Annotated in this window: 27 protein-coding genes and 1 pseudogene; 14 read left to right on the top strand and 14 right to left on the bottom strand. The window is 56.9% G+C overall.

Annotation, left to right across the window (positions count from 1 at the left end):
* Positions 1-5 precede the first annotated feature (5 nt).
* Positions 6-947, top strand: coding sequence for a LysR family transcriptional regulator (locus tag ACA055_RS23000; RefSeq protein WP_497680724.1), 942 nt, complete (start codon positions 6-8; stop codon positions 945-947).
* A gap of 6 nt (positions 948-953) precedes the next feature.
* On the opposite strand, the gene ACA055_RS22995 is transcribed toward ACA055_RS23000, so the two are convergent.
* Positions 954-1,493, bottom strand: a complete 540-nt coding sequence (locus ACA055_RS22995; RefSeq protein WP_497680723.1) for a DUF1003 domain-containing protein — start codon at positions 1,491-1,493, stop codon at positions 954-956.
* 126 nt (positions 1,494-1,619) lie between these two features.
* Positions 1,620-2,231 carry a TetR/AcrR family transcriptional regulator gene (locus ACA055_RS22990; RefSeq protein WP_497680722.1) on the bottom strand — a complete coding sequence of 204 codons (612 nt, stop codon included), beginning with the start codon at positions 2,229-2,231 and terminating at the stop codon, positions 1,620-1,622.
* Between the two features lie 210 nt (positions 2,232-2,441).
* Between ACA055_RS22990 and ACA055_RS22985 the strand changes: the two genes are divergently transcribed.
* Together ACA055_RS22985 and ACA055_RS22980 are read left to right on the top strand one after the other, a co-directional pair.
* A complete protein-coding gene (locus tag ACA055_RS22985) occupies positions 2,442-3,500 on the top strand; it encodes an MBL fold metallo-hydrolase (protein ID WP_497680721.1) in 1,059 nt (352 codons plus the stop codon).
* Between the two features lie 135 nt (positions 3,501-3,635).
* Positions 3,636-5,156, top strand: a complete 1,521-nt coding sequence (locus tag ACA055_RS22980) for an amidase family protein (protein ID WP_497680720.1) — start codon at positions 3,636-3,638, stop codon at positions 5,154-5,156.
* Between the two features lie 68 nt (positions 5,157-5,224).
* Here ACA055_RS22980 and ACA055_RS22975 read toward each other — a convergent pair whose 3' ends face one another.
* Both ACA055_RS22975 and ACA055_RS22970 read right to left on the bottom strand, forming a co-directional pair.
* Positions 5,225-5,542, bottom strand: coding sequence for an XRE family transcriptional regulator (locus ACA055_RS22975; protein ID WP_497680719.1), 318 nt, complete (start codon positions 5,540-5,542; stop codon positions 5,225-5,227).
* 93 nt (positions 5,543-5,635) lie between these two features.
* Positions 5,636-6,403 carry an AraC family transcriptional regulator gene (locus ACA055_RS22970; RefSeq protein WP_497680718.1) on the bottom strand — a complete coding sequence of 256 codons (768 nt, stop codon included), beginning with the start codon at positions 6,401-6,403 and terminating at the stop codon, positions 5,636-5,638.
* Between the two features lie 113 nt (positions 6,404-6,516).
* Here ACA055_RS22970 and ACA055_RS22965 point away from each other — a divergent pair, with 113 nt between their 5' ends.
* From ACA055_RS22965 to ACA055_RS22955, 3 genes are read left to right on the top strand one after another with little or no spacing between them, the layout of a single operon-like run.
* A complete protein-coding gene (locus ACA055_RS22965; protein ID WP_497680717.1) occupies positions 6,517-7,332 on the top strand; it encodes a sulfite exporter TauE/SafE family protein in 816 nt (271 codons plus the stop codon).
* A 44-nt stretch (positions 7,333-7,376) separates the two neighbouring features.
* Entirely contained in the window at positions 7,377-7,727 is a 351-nt protein-coding gene (locus ACA055_RS22960; RefSeq protein ID WP_497680716.1) for a hypothetical protein, read from the top strand.
* A gap of 30 nt (positions 7,728-7,757) precedes the next feature.
* Positions 7,758-8,258, top strand: a complete 501-nt coding sequence (locus ACA055_RS22955) for a DUF6933 domain-containing protein (RefSeq protein ID WP_497680715.1) — start codon at positions 7,758-7,760, stop codon at positions 8,256-8,258.
* A gap of 30 nt (positions 8,259-8,288) precedes the next feature.
* On the opposite strand, the gene ACA055_RS22950 is transcribed toward ACA055_RS22955, so the two are convergent.
* Complete coding sequence (locus ACA055_RS22950) at positions 8,289-9,275, bottom strand: hypothetical protein (RefSeq protein ID WP_497680714.1); 987 nt, start codon at positions 9,273-9,275, stop codon at positions 8,289-8,291.
* A 278-nt stretch (positions 9,276-9,553) separates the two neighbouring features.
* Here ACA055_RS22950 and ACA055_RS22945 point away from each other — a divergent pair, with 278 nt between their 5' ends.
* Both ACA055_RS22945 and ACA055_RS22940 read left to right on the top strand, forming a co-directional pair.
* A complete protein-coding gene (locus tag ACA055_RS22945) occupies positions 9,554-9,799 on the top strand; it encodes a type II toxin-antitoxin system Phd/YefM family antitoxin (RefSeq protein ID WP_497680713.1) in 246 nt (81 codons plus the stop codon).
* 11 nt (positions 9,800-9,810) lie between these two features.
* Complete coding sequence (locus ACA055_RS22940) at positions 9,811-10,182, top strand: type II toxin-antitoxin system VapC family toxin (RefSeq protein WP_497680712.1); 372 nt, start codon at positions 9,811-9,813, stop codon at positions 10,180-10,182.
* Between the two features lie 421 nt (positions 10,183-10,603).
* Here the strand turns inward: ACA055_RS22940 and ACA055_RS22935 are convergent, their stop codons facing one another.
* The 9 genes and pseudogenes from ACA055_RS22935 to ACA055_RS22895 all read right to left on the bottom strand — a co-directional run bounded on the left by ACA055_RS22935 (position 10,604) and on the right by ACA055_RS22895 (position 17,587).
* Positions 10,604-10,831 carry a DUF7683 domain-containing protein gene (locus tag ACA055_RS22935; protein WP_497680711.1) on the bottom strand — a complete coding sequence of 76 codons (228 nt, stop codon included), beginning with the start codon at positions 10,829-10,831 and terminating at the stop codon, positions 10,604-10,606.
* Positions 10,828-11,602 (bottom strand): annotated as a pseudogene (locus ACA055_RS22930) (colicin E3/pyocin S6 family cytotoxin); the annotation flags it as partial. The gene ACA055_RS22935 and the pseudogene ACA055_RS22930, both read right to left, overlap by 4 nt.
* Before the next feature lie 5 nt (positions 11,603-11,607).
* Positions 11,608-11,859, bottom strand: a complete 252-nt coding sequence (locus ACA055_RS22925; RefSeq protein ID WP_497680710.1) for a pyocin S6 family toxin immunity protein — start codon at positions 11,857-11,859, stop codon at positions 11,608-11,610.
* Between the two features lie 17 nt (positions 11,860-11,876).
* Positions 11,877-13,064 carry a colicin E3/pyocin S6 family cytotoxin gene (locus ACA055_RS22920; RefSeq protein ID WP_497680709.1) on the bottom strand — a complete coding sequence of 396 codons (1,188 nt, stop codon included), beginning with the start codon at positions 13,062-13,064 and terminating at the stop codon, positions 11,877-11,879.
* 195 nt (positions 13,065-13,259) lie between these two features.
* Positions 13,260-13,973 carry an HNH endonuclease gene (locus ACA055_RS22915; RefSeq protein ID WP_497680708.1) on the bottom strand — a complete coding sequence of 238 codons (714 nt, stop codon included), beginning with the start codon at positions 13,971-13,973 and terminating at the stop codon, positions 13,260-13,262.
* A 119-nt stretch (positions 13,974-14,092) separates the two neighbouring features.
* Positions 14,093-14,626, bottom strand: a complete 534-nt coding sequence (locus ACA055_RS22910) for a BRO-N domain-containing protein (RefSeq protein WP_497680707.1) — start codon at positions 14,624-14,626, stop codon at positions 14,093-14,095.
* 416 nt (positions 14,627-15,042) lie between these two features.
* A complete protein-coding gene (locus ACA055_RS22905; protein ID WP_008034875.1) occupies positions 15,043-16,293 on the bottom strand; it encodes a ribonucleotide-diphosphate reductase subunit beta in 1,251 nt (416 codons plus the stop codon).
* 527 nt (positions 16,294-16,820) lie between these two features.
* Positions 16,821-17,135 carry a hypothetical protein gene (locus ACA055_RS22900; protein WP_497680706.1) on the bottom strand — a complete coding sequence of 105 codons (315 nt, stop codon included), beginning with the start codon at positions 17,133-17,135 and terminating at the stop codon, positions 16,821-16,823.
* Between the two features lie 188 nt (positions 17,136-17,323).
* A complete protein-coding gene (locus ACA055_RS22895; protein WP_497680705.1) occupies positions 17,324-17,587 on the bottom strand; it encodes a DUF2790 domain-containing protein in 264 nt (87 codons plus the stop codon).
* Between the two features lie 416 nt (positions 17,588-18,003).
* On the opposite strand from ACA055_RS22895, the gene acs reads away from it, so the two are divergent.
* From acs to ACA055_RS22865, 6 genes are all read left to right on the top strand, one after another.
* On the top strand, positions 18,004-19,959 hold the full coding sequence (acs, locus tag ACA055_RS22890; protein WP_497680704.1) for an acetate--CoA ligase: 1,956 nt from the start codon (positions 18,004-18,006) through the stop codon (positions 19,957-19,959).
* Between the two features lie 700 nt (positions 19,960-20,659).
* Positions 20,660-21,433 carry an ABC transporter substrate-binding protein gene (locus ACA055_RS22885; protein WP_497680703.1) on the top strand — a complete coding sequence of 258 codons (774 nt, stop codon included), beginning with the start codon at positions 20,660-20,662 and terminating at the stop codon, positions 21,431-21,433.
* Between the two features lie 91 nt (positions 21,434-21,524).
* Positions 21,525-22,214 carry an ABC transporter permease gene (locus tag ACA055_RS22880; protein WP_497680702.1) on the top strand — a complete coding sequence of 230 codons (690 nt, stop codon included), beginning with the start codon at positions 21,525-21,527 and terminating at the stop codon, positions 22,212-22,214.
* Positions 22,211-22,909 carry an ABC transporter permease gene (locus ACA055_RS22875; RefSeq protein ID WP_497680701.1) on the top strand — a complete coding sequence of 233 codons (699 nt, stop codon included), beginning with the start codon at positions 22,211-22,213 and terminating at the stop codon, positions 22,907-22,909. The genes ACA055_RS22880 and ACA055_RS22875 overlap by 4 nt, the downstream gene beginning before the upstream one ends.
* Before the next feature lies 1 nt (position 22,910).
* On the top strand, positions 22,911-24,023 hold the full coding sequence (locus ACA055_RS22870) for a M14 family metallopeptidase (protein WP_497680700.1): 1,113 nt from the start codon (positions 22,911-22,913) through the stop codon (positions 24,021-24,023).
* 27 nt (positions 24,024-24,050) lie between these two features.
* Positions 24,051-24,815, top strand: coding sequence for an ABC transporter ATP-binding protein (locus ACA055_RS22865; protein ID WP_461991647.1), 765 nt, complete (start codon positions 24,051-24,053; stop codon positions 24,813-24,815).
* Positions 24,816-25,055 lie beyond the last annotated feature (240 nt).

Below are 25,055 nucleotides of genomic sequence, written 5' to 3'. Positions count from 1 at the left end.
GACGCTTGTTGATTCCTGGCATCCACTATAGATTGGCGTTCACGCACTCAACATTGGCGTTATCCCAAGTGATCAATGCAGCGACGCACTATCGACTGGACTACCCGGACCTGGCGTTGATCCTCGCGCTGATACGCGGCGGCTCTCTGGCCCGGGCTTCTGCGCTGTTGAAGGTCGACGTGTCGACGGTGTTTCGCGCCGTGCGCCGACTGGAAGCCGCGCTGGGCCAGCAACTATTCGAAAAAAGCCGCGCCGGTTACTTGCCGACCACCCTGGCGCAGACCCTGGCCGAACAGGCTGAACGGGCCGAACAAGCGCTGGAGGCGGCGCGCATCGGGGTGGAGCAGGGCGGTGAAGTCATCAGCGGCACCGTGCGCCTGACCTGTACCGATTCGGTCCTGCAAGGTTTGTTGTTGCCGGCGCTGGCGCGGTTCATGCCCGGCTATCCGGCGCTGACCATCGAGCTGAGCACGTCCAACGACTTCGCCAACCTCAGCCGTCGGGACGCCGACATCGCCCTGCGCCTGACCCGCACACCACCAGAGCATTTGGTGGGGCGGCGTCTCGCGGATATTTCCTACCGGGTCTGCGCCAGTGCGGGTTATCTGCGATCGGTCGATGCCGACGATTTGGCCTCGCTGACCTGGATCGCCCCGGACGATTTCCTCCCCGATCACCCCACCGTCGCGTGGCGCCGTCAGCAGTTGCCCGGCGTGACACCGGCTTATCGTTGCAACAGCATGTTGTCGGTGACCGAGCTGGTGCGGGCCGGACTCGGTGTCGCGGCATTGCCGGACTTTTTGATCGGTGACGGGTTGCAACCATTGAGCGAACCGTTACACGGCTACGACACGGCGCTCTGGTTACTGACCCGCCCGGACTGCCGCGCCTTGCGCTCGGTGGTGACCCTGTTTGACGAATTGGGCCGCGCGCTGAAATTGCCGTGAGGCCGGTCAGGTCTGCGGTTGATCCTTGCGCAAAACGTGCTGATGCATTTCCGTGGTCAGGCTTTCGATGCGCTCGGTCAGGTTCTTGGTCATTTCGGTGAGGCGGGTGTTTTGCTCGAGCAGTTCCAGTAATTGCGCGGTGTTCTGCGCGGCCTGTGCCTGACGTTCGGCGTTGGCCACGGCCAGTGCTTCGCGGTGCTGTGCATCGGCGTCGGACTGGGCTTTGTCCCGCGCAGCTTGACGGGTCTGTGCCAGCAGAATCAAGGGCGCGGCGTAAGCCGATTGCAGGCTGAACGCCAGGTTGAGCAGGATGAACGGATAGAGGTCGAAATGGGCCACGCCGAACAGGTTTAGGCAAACCCACAACACCACAATCAGCGTTTGTGCGCCGAGAAAGGTCGGCGTGCCGAAGAACCGCGCGAAGGCCTCGGCACGCAGGGCGAACTTGTCGTTGCCGAAGGTGGGCGCCAAGTGAGCGTGGGGGCGGTGGAAGCGCAGATGATCGACGGGAGCGGCGGGCTTGGTTTCGGTGGTCGTGCGGGTCATGGTGCTCTCTGCATGGCGCTGGGACTGAGGCTCACTATAGCCCCAGCGCCAGTTTCATTCTGAAACACATTGCGGCGTTTAATTCAGAGCGACCGATCGTTCGACAACGCAACCGACAGTTGTCATTTATGGCAGCTGGTAGCAGGCCAGAAACATATCCAGCGCTGACTCCACAACGGCGTTCTGCCTCTCGGGCGACAAGCCCGGCAGGCCCATGGAAATCTGCGGCCAGAACGCAAATGACTTGAGCAGGCCCTGGACCTGTTGCGCGGCAAATTCGGGATCAATCGGTTTCAAGCGGCCATCGGCCTGGGCGGCGCGAATCCACACGGTCAGGCCTTCTTCGCGCTCACCCATGCGGGCGACCATATTTTGGGCGCGCTCGGGGGAATGGATGGTGGCGGCGATGGCCACTCGCGCCAGGTCGAGAAAATTGTCATCGGCCAGCATCTGCAATTTCGCCATCAGCATCAGGCGCATTTGCTCGCGCAAGGGTTGGTCGTTGCGGTAGGGCGTTTCCTGTTCCGCTGTCACCCGCGCCCATAATTGATTGAGGATTTCGGCGAACAACTCTTCCTTGCTGGGAAAGTGGTTGTACACCGTGCGCTTCGACACGCCTGCGGTGGCGGCGATCTTGTCCATGCTGGTGATGTCGAAACCGTTGGCACGGAATTCGGCAATCGCCGCCTGAATGATGGCTTGGCGTTTTCGGTCGGTGAGGCGCTGTGGAACTGTCATAAATACGCTTCGGCAGGAAGAAGTGGAGAATTACACTCAGCAGTTTACTTGCGATCGGCTTTGATGCAACCTAGAAACTACACTGCTCAGTGTAATGTTCCGTTAATCCTGTGCAGTGAACAATGCAATCCCCGGCTGATGCGTGCGTGCTTTGGCCAATTATCGTCCCACCGTGAAAACAGGACTCTTCGCGGTTTTTCTGGAGTATTCATGGCCAATTCTACTTCTCCTGCGGAAAACGCCTCCACGCCTGAAGCTTCCCTTCAGGTTGAAGGACTTTTCCGAAACCATGCACCCGTGAAGCGCGAAGGCTTTCGCAAAACCCTGCGCATCCTGTGGAACGTGATCTTCCACAAACCCCGCGACACCCGCCCGAGCGCACCTGTGCCGGTGCAAACCCTGACTCAAGCCGCCCTGATCGCCGCACCCAATCACAGCGTGTACCGGCTGGGCCATTCCACCGTATTGCTCAAGCTGCGGGACAAATTCTGGATCACCGACCCGGTCTTCGCCGAACGCGCCTCGCCGGTGCAATGGGCCGGCCCCAAGCGTTTTCACCAGCCGCCGATCAGCCTGGATGACCTGCCGCCGATTGAGGCGGTGATCCTGTCCCACGATCACTACGACCACCTCGATTATCAAGCCGTCCTGAAACTGGCGGACAAGGCCAAGTATTTCCTCACCCCACTGGGCGTGGGCGACACTCTTATCAAGTGGGGCATCGATGCCAGCAAAGTCCGGCAACTGGACTGGTGGCAGGGCACCGAAGTCGATGGCATCCAGTTCATCGCCACGCCATCGCAACACTTCTCCGGTCGCGGCCTGTTCGATGGCAACAGCACGCTCTGGGCGTCTTGGGTGATGATCGACGGCGACACACGGGTTTTCTTCAGCGGCGACAGCGGCTACTTCGACGGCTTCAAACGCATCGGCGAACAGTACGGCCCGTTCGATCTGACCTTGATGGAAACCGGCGCCTACAACGTCGAGTGGCCGCATGTTCACATGCAACCCGAGCAAACCCTGCAAGCGCACATCGACCTTAAAGGCCGCTGGTTGCTGCCGATTCACAACGGCACGTTCGACCTGTCGATGCACGCCTGGTACGAACCCTTCGACCGCATCCTCGCACTGGCCTGGGAGCGGAGTGTGTCGATCACCACGCCGCAAATGGGCGAGGCATTTAATGTAAAGCACCCGCAGCGGGGCGGCGCCTGGTGGTTGGAGGTTGAGCAGCAGGTGTACCAGGATCAACAGACCATTGGCTGAAGCGGCTACAGATGAGAGCGAACATTCATACGTGAACTGAAGATAAGTGATGACGGACATTTCCAGCCGCTTCTGTAGGCTGGATAACGAGTGAGCTCATTCACTCACGATCAATCATCACAAGGATCTTTTTACATGGATGTAACATTAAACGGCTGCATGACGCGGCTGGCCCAGATTGTCCTGCTTTCGATTGCAAGCGCCGCCCATGCGCAAATGCCAGCAGCGGAATCAAGACTGGAATATTTAAGTGTTGATGAAATCAGTCAGAGAATGGAGCGCAATCAGCTGACTGCCGCAGGACTCGTGCAGCACCTGCAGCAACGGATCAATGCGTTGGATAAACAAGGGCCCGCGATCAACGCGATCATCGAGCTCAACCCCGATGCGTTGGCGATTGCCGAGTCGCTGGATCAGGAGCGGCAACGAGGGCATATCCGCGGGCCGCTGCATGGCATTCCGGTGCTGCTCAAAGACAACATCGATACCTCCGACTCGATGCAAACCAGTGCCGGTTCCTTGGCCATGGTCGGGCAACCTGCCGCGCAGGATGCCTTCATCGTGCAAGGGCTCAGAGCGGCCGGGGCGGTGATTCTGGGGAAAACCAACCTCAGCGAGTGGGCCAACTTTCGCGACGCAGCCATTCCCGACGGTTGGAGTAGCCGAGGCGGGCAGACCAAAAATCCGCATGTGTTGAGCTTTTCGCCATGCGGTTCAAGCTCCGGCTCTGGCGCGGCGGTTGCCGCAGGTTTTGCACCGCTGGCAGTCGGAACGGAAACCTCCGGCTCGATTATCTGCCCGGCCTCCCTCAACGGCGTAGTGGGCCTCAAGCCTACCGTCGGCCTGCTAAGTCGCAGTGGCATCATTCCAGTCAATTACAACGTCGATACCCCCGGGCCAATGGCGCGCACCGTTCGCGACGCTGCATTGCTATTGAATGCCATGACCGGTAATGACGACGCCGAATCGATCAAAAAGCCTCAGGCCCTCAGCGGCGTTGACTACACGCAATCGCTGGGTCCAAACGCGCTGGTTGGACGGCGGATTGGCTACCCGGTCAAGTTCGATACAAGCGGCGAGGCGGCACAAAGCGACCCTCAGTTTTCCCGGGCGCTGGAAGTCATGCAGGCCGCAGGCGCCACACTTATCCCGGTTGCGTTCAACGACCCCGAATCGGAACGGGTGGATGAAGCGTTTTTGATGGGGTTCAAACGGTCCCTACCCGATTATCTTGCGACGCGAACCGGTCTTGCGGTCCGCAGCCTGGAGGACCTCCTGCACTACAACGAGAACGCTCGCGGTGCCGAAGGTTATGGGCAAGCCATATTTGACGCAGCCAGCAAACTTGATTTTGACGAGAGCAGCTACAACGCGTTGTGGAAAAAAATTCAAAGTGAAAACGCGGCGGTCATCGATAGTCTGCTGGTTACGCATCAACTGGATGCGCTGGTGTTGGATGTCGGCTCACCTGGCTTGAACGTCATACCACTGGCGGGTTATCCCGGCATCATGATGCCTTCCGGAGTGGACGATGACGGAGTGCCCACCTCGGTGTTCTTCTTCGGAACCCGCTGGAGTGAAGCCAGACTTCTGGCATTGGCTTACGGTTATGAACAAGCTTCCCATGCGCGACAAACACCAGCTTTCAAGCCGTAGGCACTGATTGGTGTAGGCCGGGTCGTAGCTCGAGCGTTTAGTAGGTGTTGGAGCTACGACCTGCCATGTCACTCAACCATCGCATAATCCGCCCGCCCCACCGGATTCGGTGTAGACCCTTTCACGTTCATCCCGCGCCCCGGAGCAAACCCCGGGAAGAACACCAACCCCTCCGATTCAAACCGATAAGCCAACGCCAGCCGCGTGACATCCAGCACATCAAGCTCCGCCTCAAACCGCTCAATGGCATCAACGGAAACCCCAGACTCTGAAGACAACTCATCAACACTCCAATCCAGCATCGCCCGGGCCTGGGCGCAATGCGCGGGGGTGAATTGGAAAAGGGCGATACGTTCCAGGGTGATCTTCATCGCAAGAGAGGCCATGGTGTTCTCCGGGCTCAAGAGTGTTGATTCAAAAAATACTGTGTTTTTGTACAGTTGTTTTGCGCCCGGATCAAATTGATTTTTTGATTTTTTCTATTTCGCCCCCTCCAGCCAGACGGACGGCGCCTGCCCCAGTACGCGACGGAACATGGTCGAGAACGCCGCCGGGCTGTCATAGCCAAAATCCAGGGCAATCCGCGTCACCGGTTCGCCTACCGCCAAGCGCGCGAGGGCCAGCACCACGCAGGCCCGCTGCCGCCATTGGCTGAAACTCAGATCGGTTTGTTGGCGAAAAAGACGATTGAACGTGCGCAGACTGATGTGCATCTGATCGGCCCATTGTTGCGGCGATTGATGAGCGTCGGGCCGTTGCAGGAAGCCTTGGCACAACGCGAGCAGCCGAGCATCAACTGGCAGCGGAATGTGCAAGGGCAGGTGAGCGCTGCGCGCCAGTTCGTGCAGCAACAAGTCGATCAGCGCGCCATCGCGCCCGGCCTCCTCGTACTCCAGCGGAATCTCCACCGCCTCCATTAGCAAGTGCCGCATCAACGGCGAAACGCTGATCACCTGGCAACGGCTGCCCAAATCCACCGCCCCCGGTTCGATGTACAAACTGCGCGTGCTCACGCCCAGCATCAACACCTCATGGGGCACGTCCGCCGGAATCCACACCGCCCGCTGCGGCGGCACCACCCAGTTGCCGTCGTGACTGCTGACTTGCATCACCCCCGTGGCGCCATACAACAACTGCGCCCGCCGATGCGTATGACGGGGCAACAAATGACCGTGGGAATAATCCGTACCGATGGCCACCACCGGCCGTGGCGTGTGGTCCAGCAGATCAATCGAAACATTGCGCATCGAAGCAACATCCAGTGGTTGGCGTAAACGCAAACATTATTGGCTGACTTACTGAGGCAGGCCAAGACACATCGCTCTATCGTCGACCACTCTCAACCAACGGACGACGCACGATGTTCTATCTCTTGCTGGCACTCTTCGGCTGCATGACCGGCGTCACCGCCGTGCTGTTCGGCTTCGGCGGCGGATTCGTCGTCGTGCCATTGCTCTACCGCATGCTCCTGGCCAGTCACGGTGCCGACCACCCCATTAGCCAATCGGCAATGCACATCGCTGTCGCCACCTCGACCTGCGTGATGATCGTTAATGCGCTGATCGCCACCGGAAAACACCACCGCGCCGGTAATCTCATTCGCCATTACCTGTGGCCGTTGGGCGGATTCATTGGATTGGGCGCGATCGTCGGCGCAGTTGCAGCGATGTGGGCAAGTGGCGAGCTGATTCGCTATGCCTTCATCGCCTACCTCGGCGTGACGATTCTGGATTGCCTGTTCAGACGCGGTTTTCTTACGCAATCCGCTGTCGGAATCCCACGACGATTGGGAAGGGGAGAAGTGTCTGGCGGCGGTGTAGGAATCGGCACCATCGCCACGTTTCTCGGTGTAGGAGGGAGCGTCATGACCGTGCCGTTGTTGCGGCGTTGTGGGTTGAGCATGAGTCAGGCGACGTCCATGGCCAATCCGCTGAGTGTGCCCGTGGCGCTGGCCGGGACGCTGACTTATATGTCCATGGCCGGTTTCACCGAGTTTGATCTTGGGACGTGGTTTGTCGGCTATGTGGATGTGCTGGCGTTTGCGGTGTTGACGGTCGGGTCGTTGGTGGGCATTCGGTTGGCTTCGCCGTGGATCGGGCGGATACCGGATCGAATACATGCTTGGGTCTATATTGGATTGTTGATAATCGTGATGCTGAGCATGTTGGTACGGTAAACCGCGCCGCGCGGTATCGCACAAATCCAGTGAAGGAGGGTGCCATGTCGATATCCGACAGTGATTGGAAGAAGTACCAGGAACTCCACGAACTGGCGCTGGATCGCTTCTGCCAAGGCGTTCTTGCTAATGCCCAGACTATCGCGCAAAACGAGGCTTTATCAGCGCACGCTCGGTTTCGTACGCTCTATCGCCTGATGCGGAGTCGGGACAAGGATTTGGCGAGTGCATTCAACACAGGTCGACGCTCGGATGTCTGGTTATCCTTGATGTTAATGGTCGCGTATGACCTGCTGAGCGATGAGGAGTTGTCAGTTCTGAGTGAGGAATTACGGCAGAGAATTTCCGACGCCGTTCGCCAGCCTTTTGAGATTGAATGGGCTAAAGACTCATAGCATTTTTCAACCATTGACCAGAGAACCAGGATGTTGATCTTCAACTGCACCGAAGCGGCCAGCAACTTTTTCAGCCGCGTGAACAAGGGTAAGAAAATTACTCCGGTGGAGAAACCACCATCGCCCGTTATCGAGGACGATGAGGCAACCGAATCCGCCGAGCAATGGCTGGTCCACGCCATCACCGTCCAACGCAAGCACGTGTTGTTAGTCATCCATGTGCAAACCCGTTATTGCATGATTTTCGCGGACGCTAAAAAAGCGGATCTCGACGGTTTTGTTCATCGTTTTGCCGAGCGTTGGATAAACGGCCTGATGCGCCATGCGGGACAGCACGACATCCTTCGCTGGATCGATGACGAGCCGATGATGGAGCGTTTCCTGGAGAGTTGCGGTGAGTACGTGTTTTACAAACGCGGCCGTTATGGAGGCTTGGATGAGGCTGCTGTTAAGGCGGCTTGTGAGCGGCGCATGGAAATGAAACGGGAGATATGGGCGTTTGAAAGGCAGCTTAAACTCGAAGCGCAATGAGCCATCGTGGTAACGCCGCGGCTCGGTCTTTTAACCCTTGAGTCCCGGCGCTTCACGAACAATAAAGTGATCCAGGTTCTCGATATTCGCACTGAACACCCCGAACGTCTGCTCGGGGTTTTTCTTGCTCGGCACCTGCTTCAACTCCGGCGTCACGCCATAAAAGAAGCAATACAACTCTTTCCCGCTCTCGATGGCGTGCTTGATCTCTTCCAGAAACGCTTTGCGCTTGCGGTAGTTGTCGATCAACTTCTTGCTCAGGTAAACGTTGACTGAATAAGGCTTCTTCTTCGCCTCGTCCGCTTGCTTGAACCAGACCTTCTGTTCGAAATCGATACGAAAGCTCTGCGTGTAATCCTTGATCTCCTTGATCTTGCCCCAGTAAATCAGCCCCTTGTTGTCCTGCAGATACTCGATCTTCTTGAAGAACGATCCGTAGGGCGCGGTGTGCTCGCCAATCTTCAGCGGCATACGCTTGAGTAGTTCCTTGTCCTCGAAATTGGACACAAAACATTCCACCGGATGGGCGAAGACACTGGTCTTGTCCGGTGCTGTTTCTCGGCTCGGATGCTCGGTATCGCTGGGCTTTGTAAGAGGTTTCGGATCGTCCCTCAGAACATCCGCAGCCCCCGCCGGGTTCGACGGCTTACGCACATACTCGCGCCGAGTCAGCAACAACTCCGACGGGAAATGCTCCTCGCGGCTGTCATCCGATTCCGTACCGTCCGAGTCCATCCCAGACGCCGATGCCTTGAGACTCGCATAAGGACAATCCGCCACATGCCGGGTGCTAGGAATGTTCTTGAAGTGCGGCGTGCGAACGTAATTCACGTTCTTGGCGTTGAACGTGGTCAAGACATTCGCCGCATCGAAGGCCAAACGACAGGCATCGTTGGGGCATTGGAAGTGTTCTTTGGCGGAGTCGAAATCCATGGTTTCGTCGAAATTCAAATCGCGCACGTCATAGATCGACAGCTTGTCGTCGAGGCTGAGGCAGTAGGCGAGGTCGAATTTCATGGCAGGCTCGGGTCCTTGAGGGGGGAAGGGTATTAATAGCGGGAGGCGGGGCGGGTTGCACTGACTGTTTTCAGAACACAATAAAATCTGCGGCAACTCACCAGCTCTGTGGGTGTGAGCCTGCTCGCGAAAAACCTAAGAACACCAGGGGGCTTCTGGTTGAACGCATTGTCGATTTTCTCGGTCAAGCTCGTTTTTTGACAAGCGGTCAGCTCGACACCTTGCCTATTGGAAATCTCCAGCTTAGGCTAGCTTAGCTAACTCTATGGAGGTGCCATATGAATGAACTGGTGCAAGTAAACATGCACGAAGCAAAATCCCAACTCTCCCAACTTGCTGAACGTGTATGGCATGGCGACAAGGTCGTGATCGCGAAGGCCGGCAAGCCTTATCTCGATCTGCTGCCTCATGTCGATACACCTCGGGCGCGCAAGCCTGGCCGGTTGAAGGGGAAGATTCGGATGTCTGCAGATTTTGACAAGACCCCCGAGGACATCATCGATGGATTTGAGGGCCGTCTATGAGGCGCTTGTTGTTGGATACCCATGCGTTTCTTTGGTGGCTGTCTGATGATCCTGCACTGGGCGCAGATACTCGACAGATGATCGGGGAGCCGCGCAATCAGGTCTTGGTGAGCGCCGCTTCGATCTGGGAGATATCGATCAAGCAGGCTAAAGGGATGCTGGAGGCTCCAGTGGATCTTGAGGCGCTGGTTGAAGACGAGGGTTTCACCAAACTGCCGATTTCGCTGTTCCATGGACAGCAGGCAGGAAAGTTACCGGAGATTCATCGCGACCCGTTTGATCGGATGTTGATTGCCCAGGCTCAGGCGGAAGGGCTGGAGTTAGTCACCGCGGACGGGATTATTCCGCAGTATGGGGTGAGGGTGGTTTCGGCACGTTCGTGAGGGGGGCGGGACGCCGATGCTCCCAAACCTGCTGCAAATCCCTGTGGGAGCGAGCCTGCTCGCGATTCATAAGAACACCATATTCCCCAAGCCGACCACCAATCTGTGGCGAGGGGGCTTGCCCCCGTTGGCTGCGCAGCAGCCCCAGCCCCGGCAAGCACGAGCTGACGAGCCGCGTTTCGCATTGAGCGAAGAAAGCGCGTAAACAAAAACCGACCAGAAGATCAGTCTTTTTTTGTATTGGCTCTTTCGTCCACTATCACTTCGATGGCCACTTGTCTCGATAGACGAACGCAACTTGGTAGTCATAGGAGAGCAACTGAATGCCATGGTGGAAATGGGGCTGAAGAATGCACTTCTAAGCGAGCTGTCGCCCAGATTCGATTGTGTGACTTTCAAAACACCGTTAACCCATCACACGTCAATTTTGACTGGTGGTTAAAAAAAGAATGAGATCGGATGGAAACGAAACCGAGCAGGCCTGTTCAATGGCTGTAATTTGATCCTTCGTCAATTGGTAGTCATACACATAGTCCTCTTGATCCTTCCAGCCCATCAATATCGCGAGCTCCTCGCTTTTGATCGGAAGCACGTTCTCATAAGAAGCAAAGTCTTCTCCCTCATAGATACCCATCACCGTGTGCTTCATGGCTCTACCGTCCTCGTTGGGTCTGCAGGTTTTGTCTGATTGCCTGATGCGTGATCAAACTCGCCCAAGTGTTTTCCGCGTTTGTTGTATTTCTCCACTGCGCCGTGCTGGAAGTCCCATTCGTAAATCGTGCCTTTTTTATCCTTCCAACGAGGACGTAGGCCCCCGCCCTTCATGCGGGTTTTTGCCTGGGGCCCATTTTGCATCCGGGAAGGCCGGCAATGTATGTGGCTTCGGGTAGTAATGATGAGAAATACTGACAACGACATAGACCGGCCTTACCCCCGAATCAGCCGGGAACACCAGAATGAAATCCTTGTACTCCGGCGGATACACCGGGTTCACGATGATGCTGTCAGCCGCTTTCGTCGGTGGGTAAACCCAGATATGCGGTGCTTGCGGGGCAGCCTCCAGCGCCGGAATGCCCAGGATTTCGGAACCATCCACAGCCGGTGTCCAGATCAGTTCAATGCCGTCACCCAGGTCAGTCACCTGCTGGCTGCTACGCAAGGTGAACTGCACGACATCCACCATTTCCCAATCGCGATTTTTGCCGGTGTAGAAACCGTACCCCTTGAGGCTGCCGTCAGTCTGTTGCTCGACCCGCAGGCGAACGCGGGTGCGGGCCTGTTTGAGCGAACGGAGTTGGTCTTCGGTGTAAAGCGAGCTGTCGCCGAGACTCGATGGGGTGACCAGCGCAACAAGGCCAACCAGCGTTGCTGTTACGGCGCTCGCCGCGGCCATGGGAGCAGCGGCGAATGCCGAGCCGGATTTGTCTAGGTGCCTGCGCGTGTTCCGATGAAGTATTCCAGTCCCTCTGGGAAATCAATTTTGAGTAAATCTGCAATCTGCCTGACTTGATGTTCAGCAAGTTGCAGTTCACCGGGCTCTAATTCTTCGAGGGTTTTTGACTCAGTCAGTTGAGCCAGAATCTGGTTGAGCTCGTAATCCTTTAGAGCCAGTTCGAACTGCAATGTATCGTCCTGCTTCTCATCGGGGTAAAAGCCGGTGATGGAAAGATAGCGCATGTTTTTTCTCTCTTGGGTCACTTTGGGGTCTTCCTACCTGGCTTAGCGTCCTTTGTTCGTTCTCCCGTTAAATGATTAAACTCGCCCAGATGGTTTCCTAATTTATCGTACATCTCAACTGCACCGCTTTTGGAGTCCCACTCATATATCCGCCCTTTACGGTCTAACCAACGAGCTCGTTTTTTACCTCCGCCTTGAACTGAAGCTTTCGATTTCACGCGGGTCGTGTCGGGGAAGGCAGGAAGGGTTTCCGGGTCATCGTAATACTTATGATCCCCCGGCATACTCATGACGATGTACACCGGCTTCACGAGTGACCCCGCCGGAAACACCAGAATGAAATCCTTGTACTCCGGCGGATACACCGGGTTCACGATGATGCTGTCAGCCGCTTTCGTCGGTGGGTAAACCCAGATATGCGGTGCTTGCGGGGCAGCCTCCAGCGCCGGAATGCCCAGGAAGTCGGAACCATCTACAGCCGGTGTCCAGATCAGTTCAATGCCGTCACCCAGGTCTGCCACCTGCTGGCTGCCGCGCAACGCGAACTGCACGACATCAACCATTTCCCAATCGCGATTTTTGCCGGTGTAGAAACCGTATCCCTTGAGGCTGCCGTCAGTCTGTTGCTCGACTCGCAGGCGAACGCGGGTACGGGCCTGCTTGAGTGCACGGAGTTGATCTTCGGTGTAAAGCGAGCTGTCGCCCAGATTCGATTGTGTGACCAGCGCAACAAGGCCAACCAGCGTTGCTGCAACGGCGCCTGCGGCGGCCACGGGAGCAGCGGCAAGTGCCGAGCCGGCCAAGGCGAGGGAGCCCAGACCGACGGGAATCGCTGTGCTACTGATCTTCTTCAGTGGCACAGCGCCCGATACATCCGCTTCGCGAGCACCCAGCAGAATCAGGTCACCGTAGTCTTTCAGGCTATCGGTAGGCACCATCCCTGAGGGATTCGAATAATCGATGATGGCGTCCGGCAGCTTGCAGGACTTGGCGAAGACACATCCGGCTTGAGTGGGCTTTTGCTTTTCAGCCATGACCTGACGGCCGCGTTCGAAGGCGTCTTGCCTTGCGAGCATGGCCTCGTAAGCTTTTTGTCTAGCATCCCGCTCGGCCAGTTCGGTGGCGGTCATGTAGCGGTAGGTGACGTGATGCCCATCACCGGAGGGTGGATTTTTAATCCGGGGAATGTCCTTGTTGCCAGCCACTGATCATCCTTTCGTTCATCCATCGGCAGCCCTCTGAAAAGGGGCTGCGCGACGTTAACGAACGGGACACATTGGGGCTGTAGGACGCGTCTTGAATGATGTTAGGAGATGTCGCTGTTTATCAGGATGGCAGCGCAGAGTCCTTGCGACCCGCCGCCTTCGTGCATATGTGCCGATGAAGTTTTGCAGGCTCGATCACTCAAACTTCAACCGCTCCACTCTCTTATAAAGCGAAGCAGTGAACTCATCCCGATCACTCGAATGGTGACAACGTCGATGACAGTTCGGGCACAGCGCCACAGCATTGCTCGGGCGATCCGATCCTTGTTGCGCCAAATGCTTAACGTGATGAACCTCAAGAAACGGCCTGCCATCCTTTTCAAACGGCGCCGGTTTTCCGCAACCCTCGCAGATACCCTTAGCCTCTTTTCGGACCCAGGCTCTAACTACAGGATCGCGTACAAAAGAGTTGCCCGAACTGGGTATTTGTTGCGGTTTCAAAATCCCCTTCGGCTCAGCCTTGAGCGGTTGCTTTTCAAGTTTGGCTGCACGTCGTTCTAGCGTTGCCTCATCAGCGGTCGGGGCAAAGTCGTCCGGCGTTAAGGTGCTAGGCGCGTTCAGCGCTTCACGAATGCTACGCGCCACATTCGCACCGACATTCTTGGCGGGTTTGTATCCCTCAATGCGATCTCGTTCGAGTTCGACCAGCACGGTGGAAATGTTCTGCATCCGAAACTCAACCGAGCCTTTGGTGCGGCCCGTTAAAGCACCCTCGCGCAGGACTCGGTTCTCATGAGCTTTATTGATCTTCTGACCGCTTTGCTCGCGTGACAGCATGCTGAGATAAGCATCGACCGCTGCCTGAATCTCCGCGTGACTCCAATCGCTGTTGCTCTTTTCCGTGTCCATACAATCGCCGAGGGTTGAAAACCCTCGGACGATACTGAGTGGCCATTACGACTGTCTACGAAAACTCCTACGGAAAAGAGCGACGCCTCGCTCAGTCGACTCCTACAAGAAATCGCGCTCTAACCCACCGAATGCTTTGAAGATTGAAATACTTCTAAAACCCTCCGCCACCAAGGCTTAACCATCGGCACCCGCCGCCGCGTGCGATTGAGCAGCAGATAAGGCATGTCCCGCAGGCGAATCCAACCGTCATCCTGCCAATGCAACAGACTCAACGACATCTCCGGCCAATCCAACAAACTCAACATTGGCCGATCCGCATTGTTCGACTGCTCCGCGTCGCGCAAGGCCGGCACCACCTGATGGGTCAACCATTCACGCAACAACCGATGCCCCGGCGCGTAGTGATAGACCAGCAGCGCATACACACCTGATTCACTGAGCATCAACCGCTTCTCTGGTTGGCCGTGGTAGCAAATCAACAGCGTATGCCGCTGATCTTCGTCCAGTTTGCTGACGACACGATCACTCAGATGGAGCCCCATTAAGCGACCCAGATCGCGGGCGCAGAACCATGGCTGGTTTTCCAGGAGAAGGGCGTGGAGGTGGAGGTTGTGGCGGGTGAAGACCGTTGGAACGAAGTGATCAGACATGACCGATCTCCGAAACGGAAGGAGAGCGGTGTGGGTTTGTTGTAGGCATATTCATAACCTCTACGTATGAATTTGGAGAGAGCCATACCCGACGTAGAGGACTTAAGAAATCCCAACTAGCTATCTCTTTCAAACAAAAAGTTGCGCATATGTCTTTGAGACAAACGCAATTCTGTGTGAGGAGGTAGCTTCTACGTTGGGTGTTTCTTAGGCACCTGCAATGGAGCTTAGAGATGCTTTGAATGGGGATCAATGCGGAAGTAGCTGGAAGTGCTGTAGGTTTTTTTGCGCAGAGGCGTGGGATGAGTAATAAGTTTTCCTACTCAATAAAAAAAGCCCCGATCAGATCGGGGCTTTTTGTTTTTCGATTTATCACATCAGGTTCTATCGAATAAATCGCGGCCAGCTATAGGAAATCAATCCCAGCTCAACGCCCCACCAGTCTGATACTCAATAACCCGAGTCTCAAAGAAATTCTTCTCTTTCTTCAAGTCCATAATCTCGCTCATCCAAGGGAACGGGTTAGTCGTCCCTGGATACTCTTCTTTCAAACCGATCTGCGACAGACGACGGTTAGCGATGAACTTCAGGTAGTCCTCCATCATCGCCGCGTTCATGCCGAGTACGCCGCGAGGCATGGTGTCACGCGCGTATTCGATTTCCAGCTGAGTGCCCTGCAGGATCATCTGCGAAGCTTCTTCCTTCATTTCAGCGTCCCACAAGTGTGGGTTTTCGATTTTGATCTGGTTGATCACGTCGATGCCGAAGTTCAGGTGCATGGATTCGTCGCGCAGGATGTATTGGAACTGCTCGGCGACGCCGGTCATTTTGTTGCGGCGGCCCATGGAGAGGATCTGGGTGAAGCCGCAGTAGAAGAAGATGCCTTCCAGAACGCAGTAGTAGGCGATCAGGTTGCGCAGCAGTTCTTTGTCGGTTTCGACGGTGCCGGTTTCGAACTTCGGATCGGAGATCGAACGGGTGTATTTGAGGCCCCAGGTGGCTTTTTTCGCGACCGATGGGATCTCGTGGTACATGTTGAAGATCTCGCCTTCATCCATGGCCAACGATTCGATGCAGTACTGGTAGGCGTGGGTGTGGATCGCCTCTTCGAACGCCTGGCGCAGGATGTACTGGCGGCATTCCGGGTTGGTGATCAGGCGGTACACGGCCAGGACCAGGTTGTTGGCAACCAGGGAGTCGGCGGTGGAGAAGAAGCCGAGGTTGCGCATCACGATGCGGCGCTCGTCGTCGGTCAGGCCTTCCGGGTCTTTCCAGAGGGCGATGTCGGCGGTCATGTTGACTTCTTGCGGCATCCAGTGGTTTGCGCAGCCGTCCAGGTATTTCTGCCAGGCCCAGTCGTATTTGAATGGCACGAGTTGGTTGAGGTCGGCGCGGCAGTTGATCATGCGCTTTTCGTCGACAGCCACACGGGCGGAGGCGCCTTCGAGTTCGGCGAGGCCTTCGGCGATGTCGAGGTTGTCCAGGGCAGCTTTGGCACGGGCGATTGCGGCGGAATCGGACGCGGTCACGGCGCGAGCTTCTTGAGCAGCGACACCACCGGCGGTGTCGAGGCGGTCCATGTTGGCTTCAGTCGCGTGGCCGGCGTTGGCGCCTTTTACCACGGTTTCGCCGCTGTCTTCTTTGTCGAATTCGTCCCAGCTCAGCATGACGTGTCGTCTCCTGCGTGAGGGCCAGATGCCCGTGTGAAAACTGATAGGTTGGTTTTTCACACGGCCGTACTGGCCGCGTTGGATCTAAAGGAAATCGTTTTTTGCAGCAGTACAACGCAGGCAATAAACAGAATTTTGTACGGGTGTTCTGAGGCCACTGACGGGCGCAGAAAGTGTGAACAGCTTCTGCGTGGGCTTCAGACTGGCTTGTTCCCCTGTAAGGGAATATTGCAGGCCCGATTTACGCCGCATTATAGGGAAATTTTCGGTCGAGTGGTGCGACGAAGTGGCACTGAGAAGGGTAGGCAGGGGGCGTTTTTAGGCCGGAGTGAGGGTTTACAGGGCTTTGACTGGTATCGCGGGTGCAGATTTTTTTTTCATAAAATTTGGCGCTCAATTATTTTTGTTCAAAAAACAATCAAAAACCGCCTTTTCCACTACATGTTGTGTTTTGAGTCGGTTTTCGGCAGCTCCAGACACAACTAAGCCCGACCGAAGTCGGGCTGTGAAGTCGCGCACATTAATCAGCTGAGGCGACCTGCACCAACGTGGTCAGAACCATCGGCAGCGACCTTGGCAGCACCAACGTGATCTGAACCATCGGCAGCCACTTTGGCGGCGCCCGTGTGATCAAAACCATCAGAAGCAAGTTTGCCCGCAGCGGTGTGATCGGAGCCATCGGAAGCGAAGGACGCCGAACCGGTGTGGTCGTAACCGTCAGAAGCGACAGCCGCCGATGTATTGAAAGCAGCCGAGCCCGTGCGGTCGTAACCGTCAGCGGCGAAGGTGTTGGCAGCCAGGACAGAGAGGGTCAGGGCGATGATCAGTTTGGTTTTCATGGTGTGGCTCCAGGTTCGTTGGCGTTTTGTGCCTTGGTGTGGAATTGATACTACGCCAACTAATTTGATTGAAAAGCGCAAATAAATGCTTAAAACAATCGAATAAAACGATATGTAAGGTTCGGCGCTTCATCTGCCTTAAATAGCGGGCGGGTGGGTCGAACCTTGGGAAAGTGAGAGCGGGTGGATCAGCCGTTGGAGCAGCCGTTACCCATGACGCTGTAACGCAGAATGTGGCGCTGACCTTTGGAGTCGTCGTATTCCATTTTTGCCGGAACAACTTCGCAGACGTTCGGGATTTCGCTCATGGAAACAACTTTGGCGATGTCCAGGTGAGTCGAGTAAGTGTATTCCTCGATGGCGGGTTTTTGCTGTGCGACATCAGTCGGGACCTCGTCTGCCATGGCGGTGGCGCACAGACTGCTGAGGGCCAGAACTAATAAAGCTTTCATTTCGGATTTACCTTTTAGAAGTCGAGTAGGGTCACGCAACCTTTTTGGGGTTGCGTGTGGAACTTCATTACCGGGTTTTGGATTAACGGCCTTCGTGGGGGCTGCAACTTGGTTAATCACGTTGCCTTGTTGGCGAGGCTGATTTTAGGCGTGGGGGGTGCATTCATATAGCCGTGCTTTTGATAAACACTTTTGACAGATCCTGTAACAATCCCCGGAAAAGCGACTTTTGGCTCGCGGATGAAGCCTATTTCATAAACGCTCACAGCCCCTGAAATCACCGCGTTTGAGCGCTTCGTCGAGGTATAGCCACATTTTGTAGGGGCTTGTTACTACCATCGTCGAATGGTTCTATAGGCCCGCCCCGGCTACAACTGGGTCCATACAAAAACAACTATTCCACCGAGGTAGAAAAGATGAGTGCGGCTTCCCTGTATCCCGTTCGTCCCGAGGTTCTGGCCAATACGCTGACTGACGAGGCGACCTACAAGGCCATGTACCAGCAGTCCGTCGTCAACCCGGACGGCTTCTGGCGTGAACAAGCCAAGCGCCTCGACTGGATCAAGCCTTTCACCACGGTCAAGCAGACTTCCTTCGACGATCACCATGTCGACATCAAATGGTTCGCCGACGGCACCCTGAACGTTTCCTACAACTGCCTCGACCGTCATCTGGCCGAGCGCGGCGATCAAATCGCGATCATTTGGGAAGGGGATGACCCTGCCGAAAGCCGCAACATCACCTACCGTGAACTGCACGAACAAGTCTGCAAGTTCGCCAACGCCTTGCGCGGTCAGGATGTACACCGCGGCGACGTGGTGACTATCTATATGCCAATGATCCCCGAAGCCGTGGTCGCCATGTTGGCATGCACCCGGATCGGCGCGATTCACTCGGTGGTATTCGGTGGTTTCTCGCCGGAAGCCCTGGCGGGTCGCATCATCGACTGCAAATCCAAAGTGGTGATCACCGCTGACGAAGGCATTCGCGCCGGCAAGAAGATCCCGCTCAAGACCAACGTCGACGACGCGCTGACCAACCCGGAAACCAGCAGCATCCAGAAAGTCATCGTGTGCAAGCGCACCGGTGGCGACATCAAGTGGAACCAGCATCGCGACATCTGGTACGAAGACCTGATGAAAGTGGCGGGCAGTGTTTGCGCGCCGAAAGAGATGGGCGCTGAAGAAGCGCTGTTCATCCTTTACACCTCCGGTTCTACCGGCAAGCCGAAGGGCGTACAACACACCACCGCCGGTTACCTGCTGTATGCAGCCATGACCCACGAGCGCGTGTTCGACTACCGTCCGGGCGAAGTCTACTGGTGCACCGCCGACGTCGGCTGGGTCACCGGCCACAGTTACATCGTCTACGGCCCGCTGGCCAATGGCGCGACCACGCTGCTGTTCGAAGGCGTGCCGAACTATCCGGACATCACCCGGGTGGCGAAGATCGTCGACAAGCACAAGGTCAACATCCTCTACACCGCGCCAACCGCGATCCGCGCGATGATGGCCTCGGGCAAAGCCGCTGTTGAAGGCGCCGATGGCAGCAGCCTGCGTCTGTTGGGTTCGGTCGGTGAGCCGATTAACCCGGAAGCGTGGGATTGGTACTACAAGAACGTCGGCCAGTCCCGTTGCCCGATCGTCGACACTTGGTGGCAGACCGAAACCGGCGGCAACATGATGAGCCCGCTGCCGGGAGCTCACGCCCTCAAGCCGGGTTCGGCTGCACGTCCATTCTTCGGCGTGGTACCGGCGCTAGTGGACAACCTGGGCAACATCATCGAAGGCGTTGCCGAGGGCAACCTGGTGATTCTCGACTCGTGGCCGGGACAGGCGCGCACGCTGTACGGCGACCATGACCGTTTCGTCGACACCTACTTCAAGACCTTCCGCGGCATGTACTTCACCGGTGACGGCGCGCGTCGTGACGAGGATGGTTACTACTGGATCACCGGTCGCGTGGATGACGTACTTAACGTGTCCGGCCACCGCATGGGCACCGCCGAGATCGAAAGCGCGATGGTCGCTCACCCGAAAGTCGCCGAAGCAGCCGTGGTCGGTGTGCCGCACGACATCAAGGGCCAGGGCATCTATGTCTACGTCACCCTGATCGGTGGCGAAGAGCCGACCGAGCAACTGCGCCTGGAACTGAAAAACTGGGTGCGTAAAGAGATTGGGCCGATTGCCTCGCCGGATGTGATCCAGTGGGCGCCGGGGCTGCCGAAAACCCGTTCGGGCAAGATCATGCGCCGCATTTTGCGCAAGATTGCTACGGCTGAATACGATGGGTTGGGGGATATCTCCACCCTGGCCGATCCGGGTGTGGTGCAGCATTTGATTGATGAACACAGGACTATGAACGTCGCTTAACGGCGGTTCTTGAGTCAGTGAAAGCCCCGTTCGGTGTCATGCCGGATGGGGCTTTTTTTGTCTGATGGTTTTGTGTTGGCAGGGCGGGCCTCATCGCGGGCAAGCCCGCTCCCACAAGGATCTGTGGCGTGCATGCAATCTGAACAACATCCCGAAAAACCTGTGGGAGCGGGCTTGCTCGCGAAGGCGTCCTGTCAGACACCACATCAACAACGACCAATAATTATCGACTACTTCTGTAGGTCAATTCCCACTGTTACCCATCACCCTTCAAGTAACTGAATGTGTAACCTCCCGCCCGATGACGGGGCATTGAGAAACGCAAATCCACCGCTACGGGCCTCAAAACCGCCCATGAAAAATAAGACACCACGCTGCGCTTGCCGGATTAGAAGGCTTTGCCAATAATAGGCCCGCAATTTGCAGCATAGATCGGTTCACTCTCTTTTGCTCTTGCATGAAATTGCAAGGCTGTCAACGCGCCCAAACGGCTTTCTCAGTGCATCTGTAATTTGTTGTCGCATTGAAGAAATATCGGCTTCGGGCCTGTCGTTAGAATGCCGATCACTCGCTCGTCGTTGCCTGCGTTGAAAACAGCGTGGGTTTCCTAGGACGTAGCACTGCTTTGCGGTTTCACTCATTCGCATATTGGGCTGTCGCTCACTCTGCCGTTTTAGCCCTTTACCGATGGAGTCCCAAGATGAAGAAACTCGTGCTGCTTGGCGCCCTGGCACTGTCCGTGCTGTCCCTGCCGACTTTTGCTGATGACAAGCCCGTAAAAATCGGTATCGAAGCGGCTTACCCTCCGTTCGCTTCCAAAGCGCCGGACGGCAGCATCGTTGGTTTCGACTACGACATCGGCAACGCCCTGTGCGAAGAGATGAAGGTCAAGTGCGTCTGGGTCGAGCAAGAGTTCGACGGCCTGATCCCGGCCCTCAAGGTGCGCAAGATCGACGCGATCCTGTCGTCCATGTCGATCACTGAAGACCGCAAGAAGTCCGTGGACTTCACCAACAAGTACTACAACACCCCGGCGCGCTTGGTCATGAAGTCCGGCACTGCCGTGAGCGACAGCCTGGCTGAGCTGAAGGGCAAGAACATCGGCGTGCAACGTGGTTCGATCCACGAGCGTTTCGCCCGTGAAGTCCTGGCCCCGCTGGGTGCCGAGATCAAGCCTTACGGTTCGCAGAACGAAATTTACCTCGATGTGGCTGCCGGTCGCCTCGACGGCACCGTGGCAGACGCTACGCTGCTGGATGACGGTTTCCTGAAAACCGACGCCGGCAAAGGTTTCGCCTTCGTTGGCCCGGCCTTCACCGACGTCAAATACTTCGGCGACGGCGTGGGTATCGCGGTTCGCAAGGGCGACGCGCTGAAAGACAAGATCAACACCGCGATCGCTGCCATTCGCGAGAACGGCAAATACAAGCAAATCCAGGACAAGTACTTCGCCTTCGATATTTACGGCAAGTAACACGTCCAAGCGACAAGTCCGAAATGGCGCAAGCAACAGGATCTCTGAGGTTTGCGCCATTTTTTCATCCCAACTTTCGAGGACCTGAATCATGTTGAAAGGCTACGGGGCTGTCATCCTCGATGGCGCATGGCTGACGCTTCAGCTCGCCTTGTCGTCCATGGTCCTGGCCATTGTTCTGGGTCTGATCGGCGTTTCGCTGCGTCTTTCGCCGGTGCGCTGGCTGGCCTGGCTGGGCGATCTGTATGCCACGGTGATCCGCGGTATTCCCGACCTGGTGCTGATCCTGCTGATTTTCTACGGTGGTCAGGACCTGCTCAACCGCGTCGCACCGATGCTCGGTTTTGACGACTACATCGACCTGAACCCGTTGGCCGCCGGTATCGGCACCCTGGGCTTCATCTTCGGTGCGTACCTGTCGGAAACCTTCCGCGGCGCCTTCATGGCGATCCCGAAGGGTCAGGCAGAAGCCGGCATGGCGTACGGCATGAACGGTTTTCAGGTGTTCTTCCGGGTGTTGGTGCCGCAGATGATTCGTCTGGCGATTCCGGGCTTCACCAACAACTGGCTGGTACTGACCAAGGCCACCGCGCTGATTTCGGTGGTGGGTCTGCAAGACATGATGTTCAAGGCCAAGCAGGCGGCAGATGCTACCCGCGAGCCTTTCACCTTCTTCCTCGCAGTGGCGGCGATGTACCTGGTGATCACCAGTGTCTCGTTGCTGGCATTGCGTCACCTTGAGAAGCGCTACTCGGTAGGCGTAAGGGCGGCTGATCTATGATCTTCGACTACAACGTCATTTGGGAGGCCATGCCGCTGTACTTGGGCGGCCTGGTGACCACCCTCAAATTGCTCGCGCTGTCGCTGTTTTTCGGCCTGCTGTGCGCCTTGCCGCTGGGCTTGATGCGCGTCTCGAAAAATCCCGTCATCAACATGAGCGCCTGGCTCTACACCTATGTGATCCGCGGCACGCCGATGCTGGTGCAGCTGTTCTTGATCTACTACGGGCTCGCGCAATTCGAAGCCGTGCGTGAAAGCTTCCTCTGGCCGTGGCTGTCCAGCGCGACGTTCTGTGCGTGCCTGGCCTTCGCGATCAACACCAGCGCCTACACCGCCGAAATCATCGCCGGCAGCCTGCGCGCCACGCCGAACGGCGAGATCGAAGCGGCCAAGGCCATGGGCATGTCGCGCTTCAAACTGTACAAGCGGATTTTGCTGCCGTCGGCCCTGCGCCGGGCACTGCCGCAGTACAGCAACGAAGTGATCATGATGCTGCAGACCACCAGTCTGGCATCCATCGTGACCCTGATCGACATCACCGGTGCCGCGCGCACGGTCAACGCGCAGTTCTACCTGCCGTTCGAAGCCTACATCACCGCCGGCGTGTTCTACCTGTGCCTGACGTTCATTCTGGTGCGCCTGTTCAAACTGGCCGAGCGCCGCTGGCTGGGCTATATGGCCCCGCGGAAGCATTGATATGGAACGCATCGATCATGCATTGCCGTGGAGCCACCTGGGCAGCGAACGCCATATTTCGGTGTTCCGCTTCGGCAGTGGCGAGCGCAAGGCCTACATTCAGGCCAGCCTCCACGCCGATGAGCTGCCGGGCATGCGCACGGCCTTCGAACTGAAAAAACGCCTGAGCGAACTTGAAGCCCAAGGCTTGCTCAACGGTGTGATCGAACTGGTGCCGGTGGCCAACCCGGTGGGCCTCGATCAACTGCTTCAGGGTAATCATCAAGGACGTTTCGAAGCGGGCAGCGGCAAGAATTTCAACCGCGATTTCGTCGAGCTCAGCGCGCCCGTGGCCGCCGAGCTCGATGGGCACCTCGGTGATGATCCACACGCCAATATCCGCTTGATCCGTCAGGCCATGGGCGATGTGCTCGCTGCGTTGCCACCGGCCGCCAGTCAGTTGCAAGGCATGCAACGCATCTTGCTCAGCCATGCCTGCACTGCCGACGTGGTGCTGGACTTGCATTGCGATACCGACGCGGCGCTGCACATGTACGCCTTGCCGCAGCACTGGCCGCAATGGCGTTCGCTCGCCGCGCACCTGGACGTGAAGGTTGGTTTGCTGGCGGAAGATTCTGGCGGCAGTTCCTTCGACGAAGCCTGTTCGCTGCCGTGGCTGCGTTTGTCGCGTCTGTTCCCGGATGCGCAGATTCCCCTGGCCTGCCTGGCGACTACCATTGAATTAGGTGGTCAGGCCGACACCGGTCGCGCGCAAGCCTGCGCTCACGCCGAGGGCATTCTGGCGTTCCTCGCCGAACAGGGTTTGATCAGCGGCGAATGGCCAAAGCCTGCGCAGGACGCTTGCGAAGGCATGCCGTTCGAAGGCACTGAATTGCTGTTCGCGCCGCACCCTGGCGTGATCAGTTTTCTGCGTAAGCCTGGTGAGTGGATCGAAGCCGGCGACGAGATTTTCGAAGTGATCGATCCGTTATCGGATCGGGTCAGCACGGTGTGTGCTGGTACGTCCGGGGTGCTGTTTGCCATTGAACGGCTGCGTTATGCCCAACCCGGTTTCTGGCTGGCCAAGGTGGCGGGGCGCGAAGCGCTGCGTCACGGGCGCTTGCTCAACGACTGACTGACTGTTTTTGTGAGAACCGACCGCATGTACAAACTTGAAGTCCAAGACCTGCATAAACGCTATGGCAGTCACGAAGTGCTCAAGGGTGTGTCCCTGAAAGCGGCGGCTGGCGATGTGATCAGCATCATCGGCTCCAGTGGCTCCGGCAAAAGTACCTTCCTGCGCTGCATCAACCTGCTGGAGCAGCCGCACGCGGGCAAAATCCTGCTCAACAACGAAGAGCTGAAACTGGTGGCCAACAAGGACGGCGCGCTGAAGGCCGCCGACCCGAAACAGCTGCAACGCATGCGTTCGCGCCTGTCGATGGTGTTCCAGCATTTCAATCTGTGGTCGCACATGACTGCAATGGAAAACATCATGGAAGCGCCGGTCCACGTTCTCGGCATGTCCAAGGCTGAAGCTCGCGAGAAAGCCGAGCACTACCTGAACAAGGTTGGCGTGGCGCATCGCAAAGACGCTTACCCGGGCCACATGTCCGGCGGCGAACAACAGCGCGTGGCGATTGCCCGTGCGTTGGCGATGGAACCTGAAGTGATGCTGTTCGACGAACCGACCTCGGCCCTCGACCCGGAACTGGTCGGCGATGTGCTGAAAGTCATGCAGGCCCTGGCCCTGGAAGGCCGGACGATGGTGGTGGTGACCCACGAAATGGGCTTCGCCCGTGAAGTGTCGAACCAGCTGGTGTTCCTGCACAAAGGTGTCGTCGAAGAAAGCGGCAACCCGCGTGAGGTACTGGTCAATCCACAGTCCGAACGCTTGCAACAATTCCTGTCCGGCAGCTTGAAATAATCAGGACTGCCGTTGTGCACCGGGATAGTGCATGCTTCGCGATTTAGAAGCTGGCCTCGATCCCCTGTGGGAGCGGGCTTGCTCGCGAAAGCGGTGGACCAGTCAACATCGTTGCTGTCTGATCCACCGCTTTCGCGAGCAAGCCCGCTCCCACATTTAGATCTTTGCTGGTTTCGAGATTTGCGTTCATTTACGGGCTAGCATTGGCCCATGCCTTCATCACCGTTCTTCGTTTCGGAT

The organism is Pseudomonas sp. LBUM1657 (assembly GCF_059716075.1).
Note: the sequence above shows the minus strand (reverse complement) of the source record. Positions and strands in the feature narration are given on the sequence as shown.

Bases quoted from the DNA above. Each gene is read 5' to 3' on its own strand.
- ACA055_RS22955 (WP_497680715.1), top strand. From the start codon at position 7,758: ATGTTGATCTTCAACTGCACCGAAGCGGCCAGCAACTTTTTCAGCCGC.
- ACA055_RS22970 (WP_497680718.1), bottom strand. From the start codon at position 6,403: ATGCGCAATGTTTCGATTGATCTGCTGGACCACACGCCACGGCCGGTG.
- acs (WP_497680704.1), top strand. From the start codon at position 18,004: ATGAGTGCGGCTTCCCTGTATCCCGTTCGTCCCGAGGTTCTGGCCAAT.
- ACA055_RS22950 (WP_497680714.1), bottom strand. From the start codon at position 9,275: ATGAAATTCGACCTCGCCTACTGCCTCAGCCTCGACGACAAGCTGTCG.
- ACA055_RS22975 (WP_497680719.1), bottom strand. From the start codon at position 5,542: ATGGCCTCTCTTGCGATGAAGATCACCCTGGAACGTATCGCCCTTTTC.
- ACA055_RS22865 (WP_461991647.1), top strand. From the start codon at position 24,051: ATGTACAAACTTGAAGTCCAAGACCTGCATAAACGCTATGGCAGTCAC.
- ACA055_RS22895 (WP_497680705.1), bottom strand. From the start codon at position 17,587: ATGAAAGCTTTATTAGTTCTGGCCCTCAGCAGTCTGTGCGCCACCGCC.
- ACA055_RS22945 (WP_497680713.1), top strand. From the start codon at position 9,554: ATGAATGAACTGGTGCAAGTAAACATGCACGAAGCAAAATCCCAACTC.
- ACA055_RS22905 (WP_008034875.1), bottom strand. From the start codon at position 16,293: ATGCTGAGCTGGGACGAATTCGACAAAGAAGACAGCGGCGAAACCGTG.
- ACA055_RS22915 (WP_497680708.1), bottom strand. From the start codon at position 13,973: ATGGACACGGAAAAGAGCAACAGCGATTGGAGTCACGCGGAGATTCAG.
- ACA055_RS22995 (WP_497680723.1), bottom strand. From the start codon at position 1,493: ATGACCCGCACGACCACCGAAACCAAGCCCGCCGCTCCCGTCGATCAT.
- ACA055_RS22960 (WP_497680716.1), top strand. From the start codon at position 7,377: ATGTCGATATCCGACAGTGATTGGAAGAAGTACCAGGAACTCCACGAA.
- ACA055_RS22985 (WP_497680721.1), top strand. From the start codon at position 2,442: ATGGCCAATTCTACTTCTCCTGCGGAAAACGCCTCCACGCCTGAAGCT.
- ACA055_RS22910 (WP_497680707.1), bottom strand. From the start codon at position 14,626: ATGTCTGATCACTTCGTTCCAACGGTCTTCACCCGCCACAACCTCCAC.
- ACA055_RS22925 (WP_497680710.1), bottom strand. From the start codon at position 11,859: ATGCGCTATCTTTCCATCACCGGCTTTTACCCCGATGAGAAGCAGGAC.
- ACA055_RS22900 (WP_497680706.1), bottom strand. From the start codon at position 17,135: ATGAAAACCAAACTGATCATCGCCCTGACCCTCTCTGTCCTGGCTGCC.
- ACA055_RS22875 (WP_497680701.1), top strand. From the start codon at position 22,211: ATGATCTTCGACTACAACGTCATTTGGGAGGCCATGCCGCTGTACTTG.
- ACA055_RS22980 (WP_497680720.1), top strand. From the start codon at position 3,636: ATGGATGTAACATTAAACGGCTGCATGACGCGGCTGGCCCAGATTGTC.
- ACA055_RS22880 (WP_497680702.1), top strand. From the start codon at position 21,525: ATGTTGAAAGGCTACGGGGCTGTCATCCTCGATGGCGCATGGCTGACG.
- ACA055_RS22935 (WP_497680711.1), bottom strand. From the start codon at position 10,831: ATGAAGCACACGGTGATGGGTATCTATGAGGGAGAAGACTTTGCTTCT.
- ACA055_RS22870 (WP_497680700.1), top strand. From the start codon at position 22,911: ATGGAACGCATCGATCATGCATTGCCGTGGAGCCACCTGGGCAGCGAA.
- ACA055_RS22965 (WP_497680717.1), top strand. From the start codon at position 6,517: ATGTTCTATCTCTTGCTGGCACTCTTCGGCTGCATGACCGGCGTCACC.
- ACA055_RS22885 (WP_497680703.1), top strand. From the start codon at position 20,660: ATGAAGAAACTCGTGCTGCTTGGCGCCCTGGCACTGTCCGTGCTGTCC.
- ACA055_RS22990 (WP_497680722.1), bottom strand. From the start codon at position 2,231: ATGACAGTTCCACAGCGCCTCACCGACCGAAAACGCCAAGCCATCATT.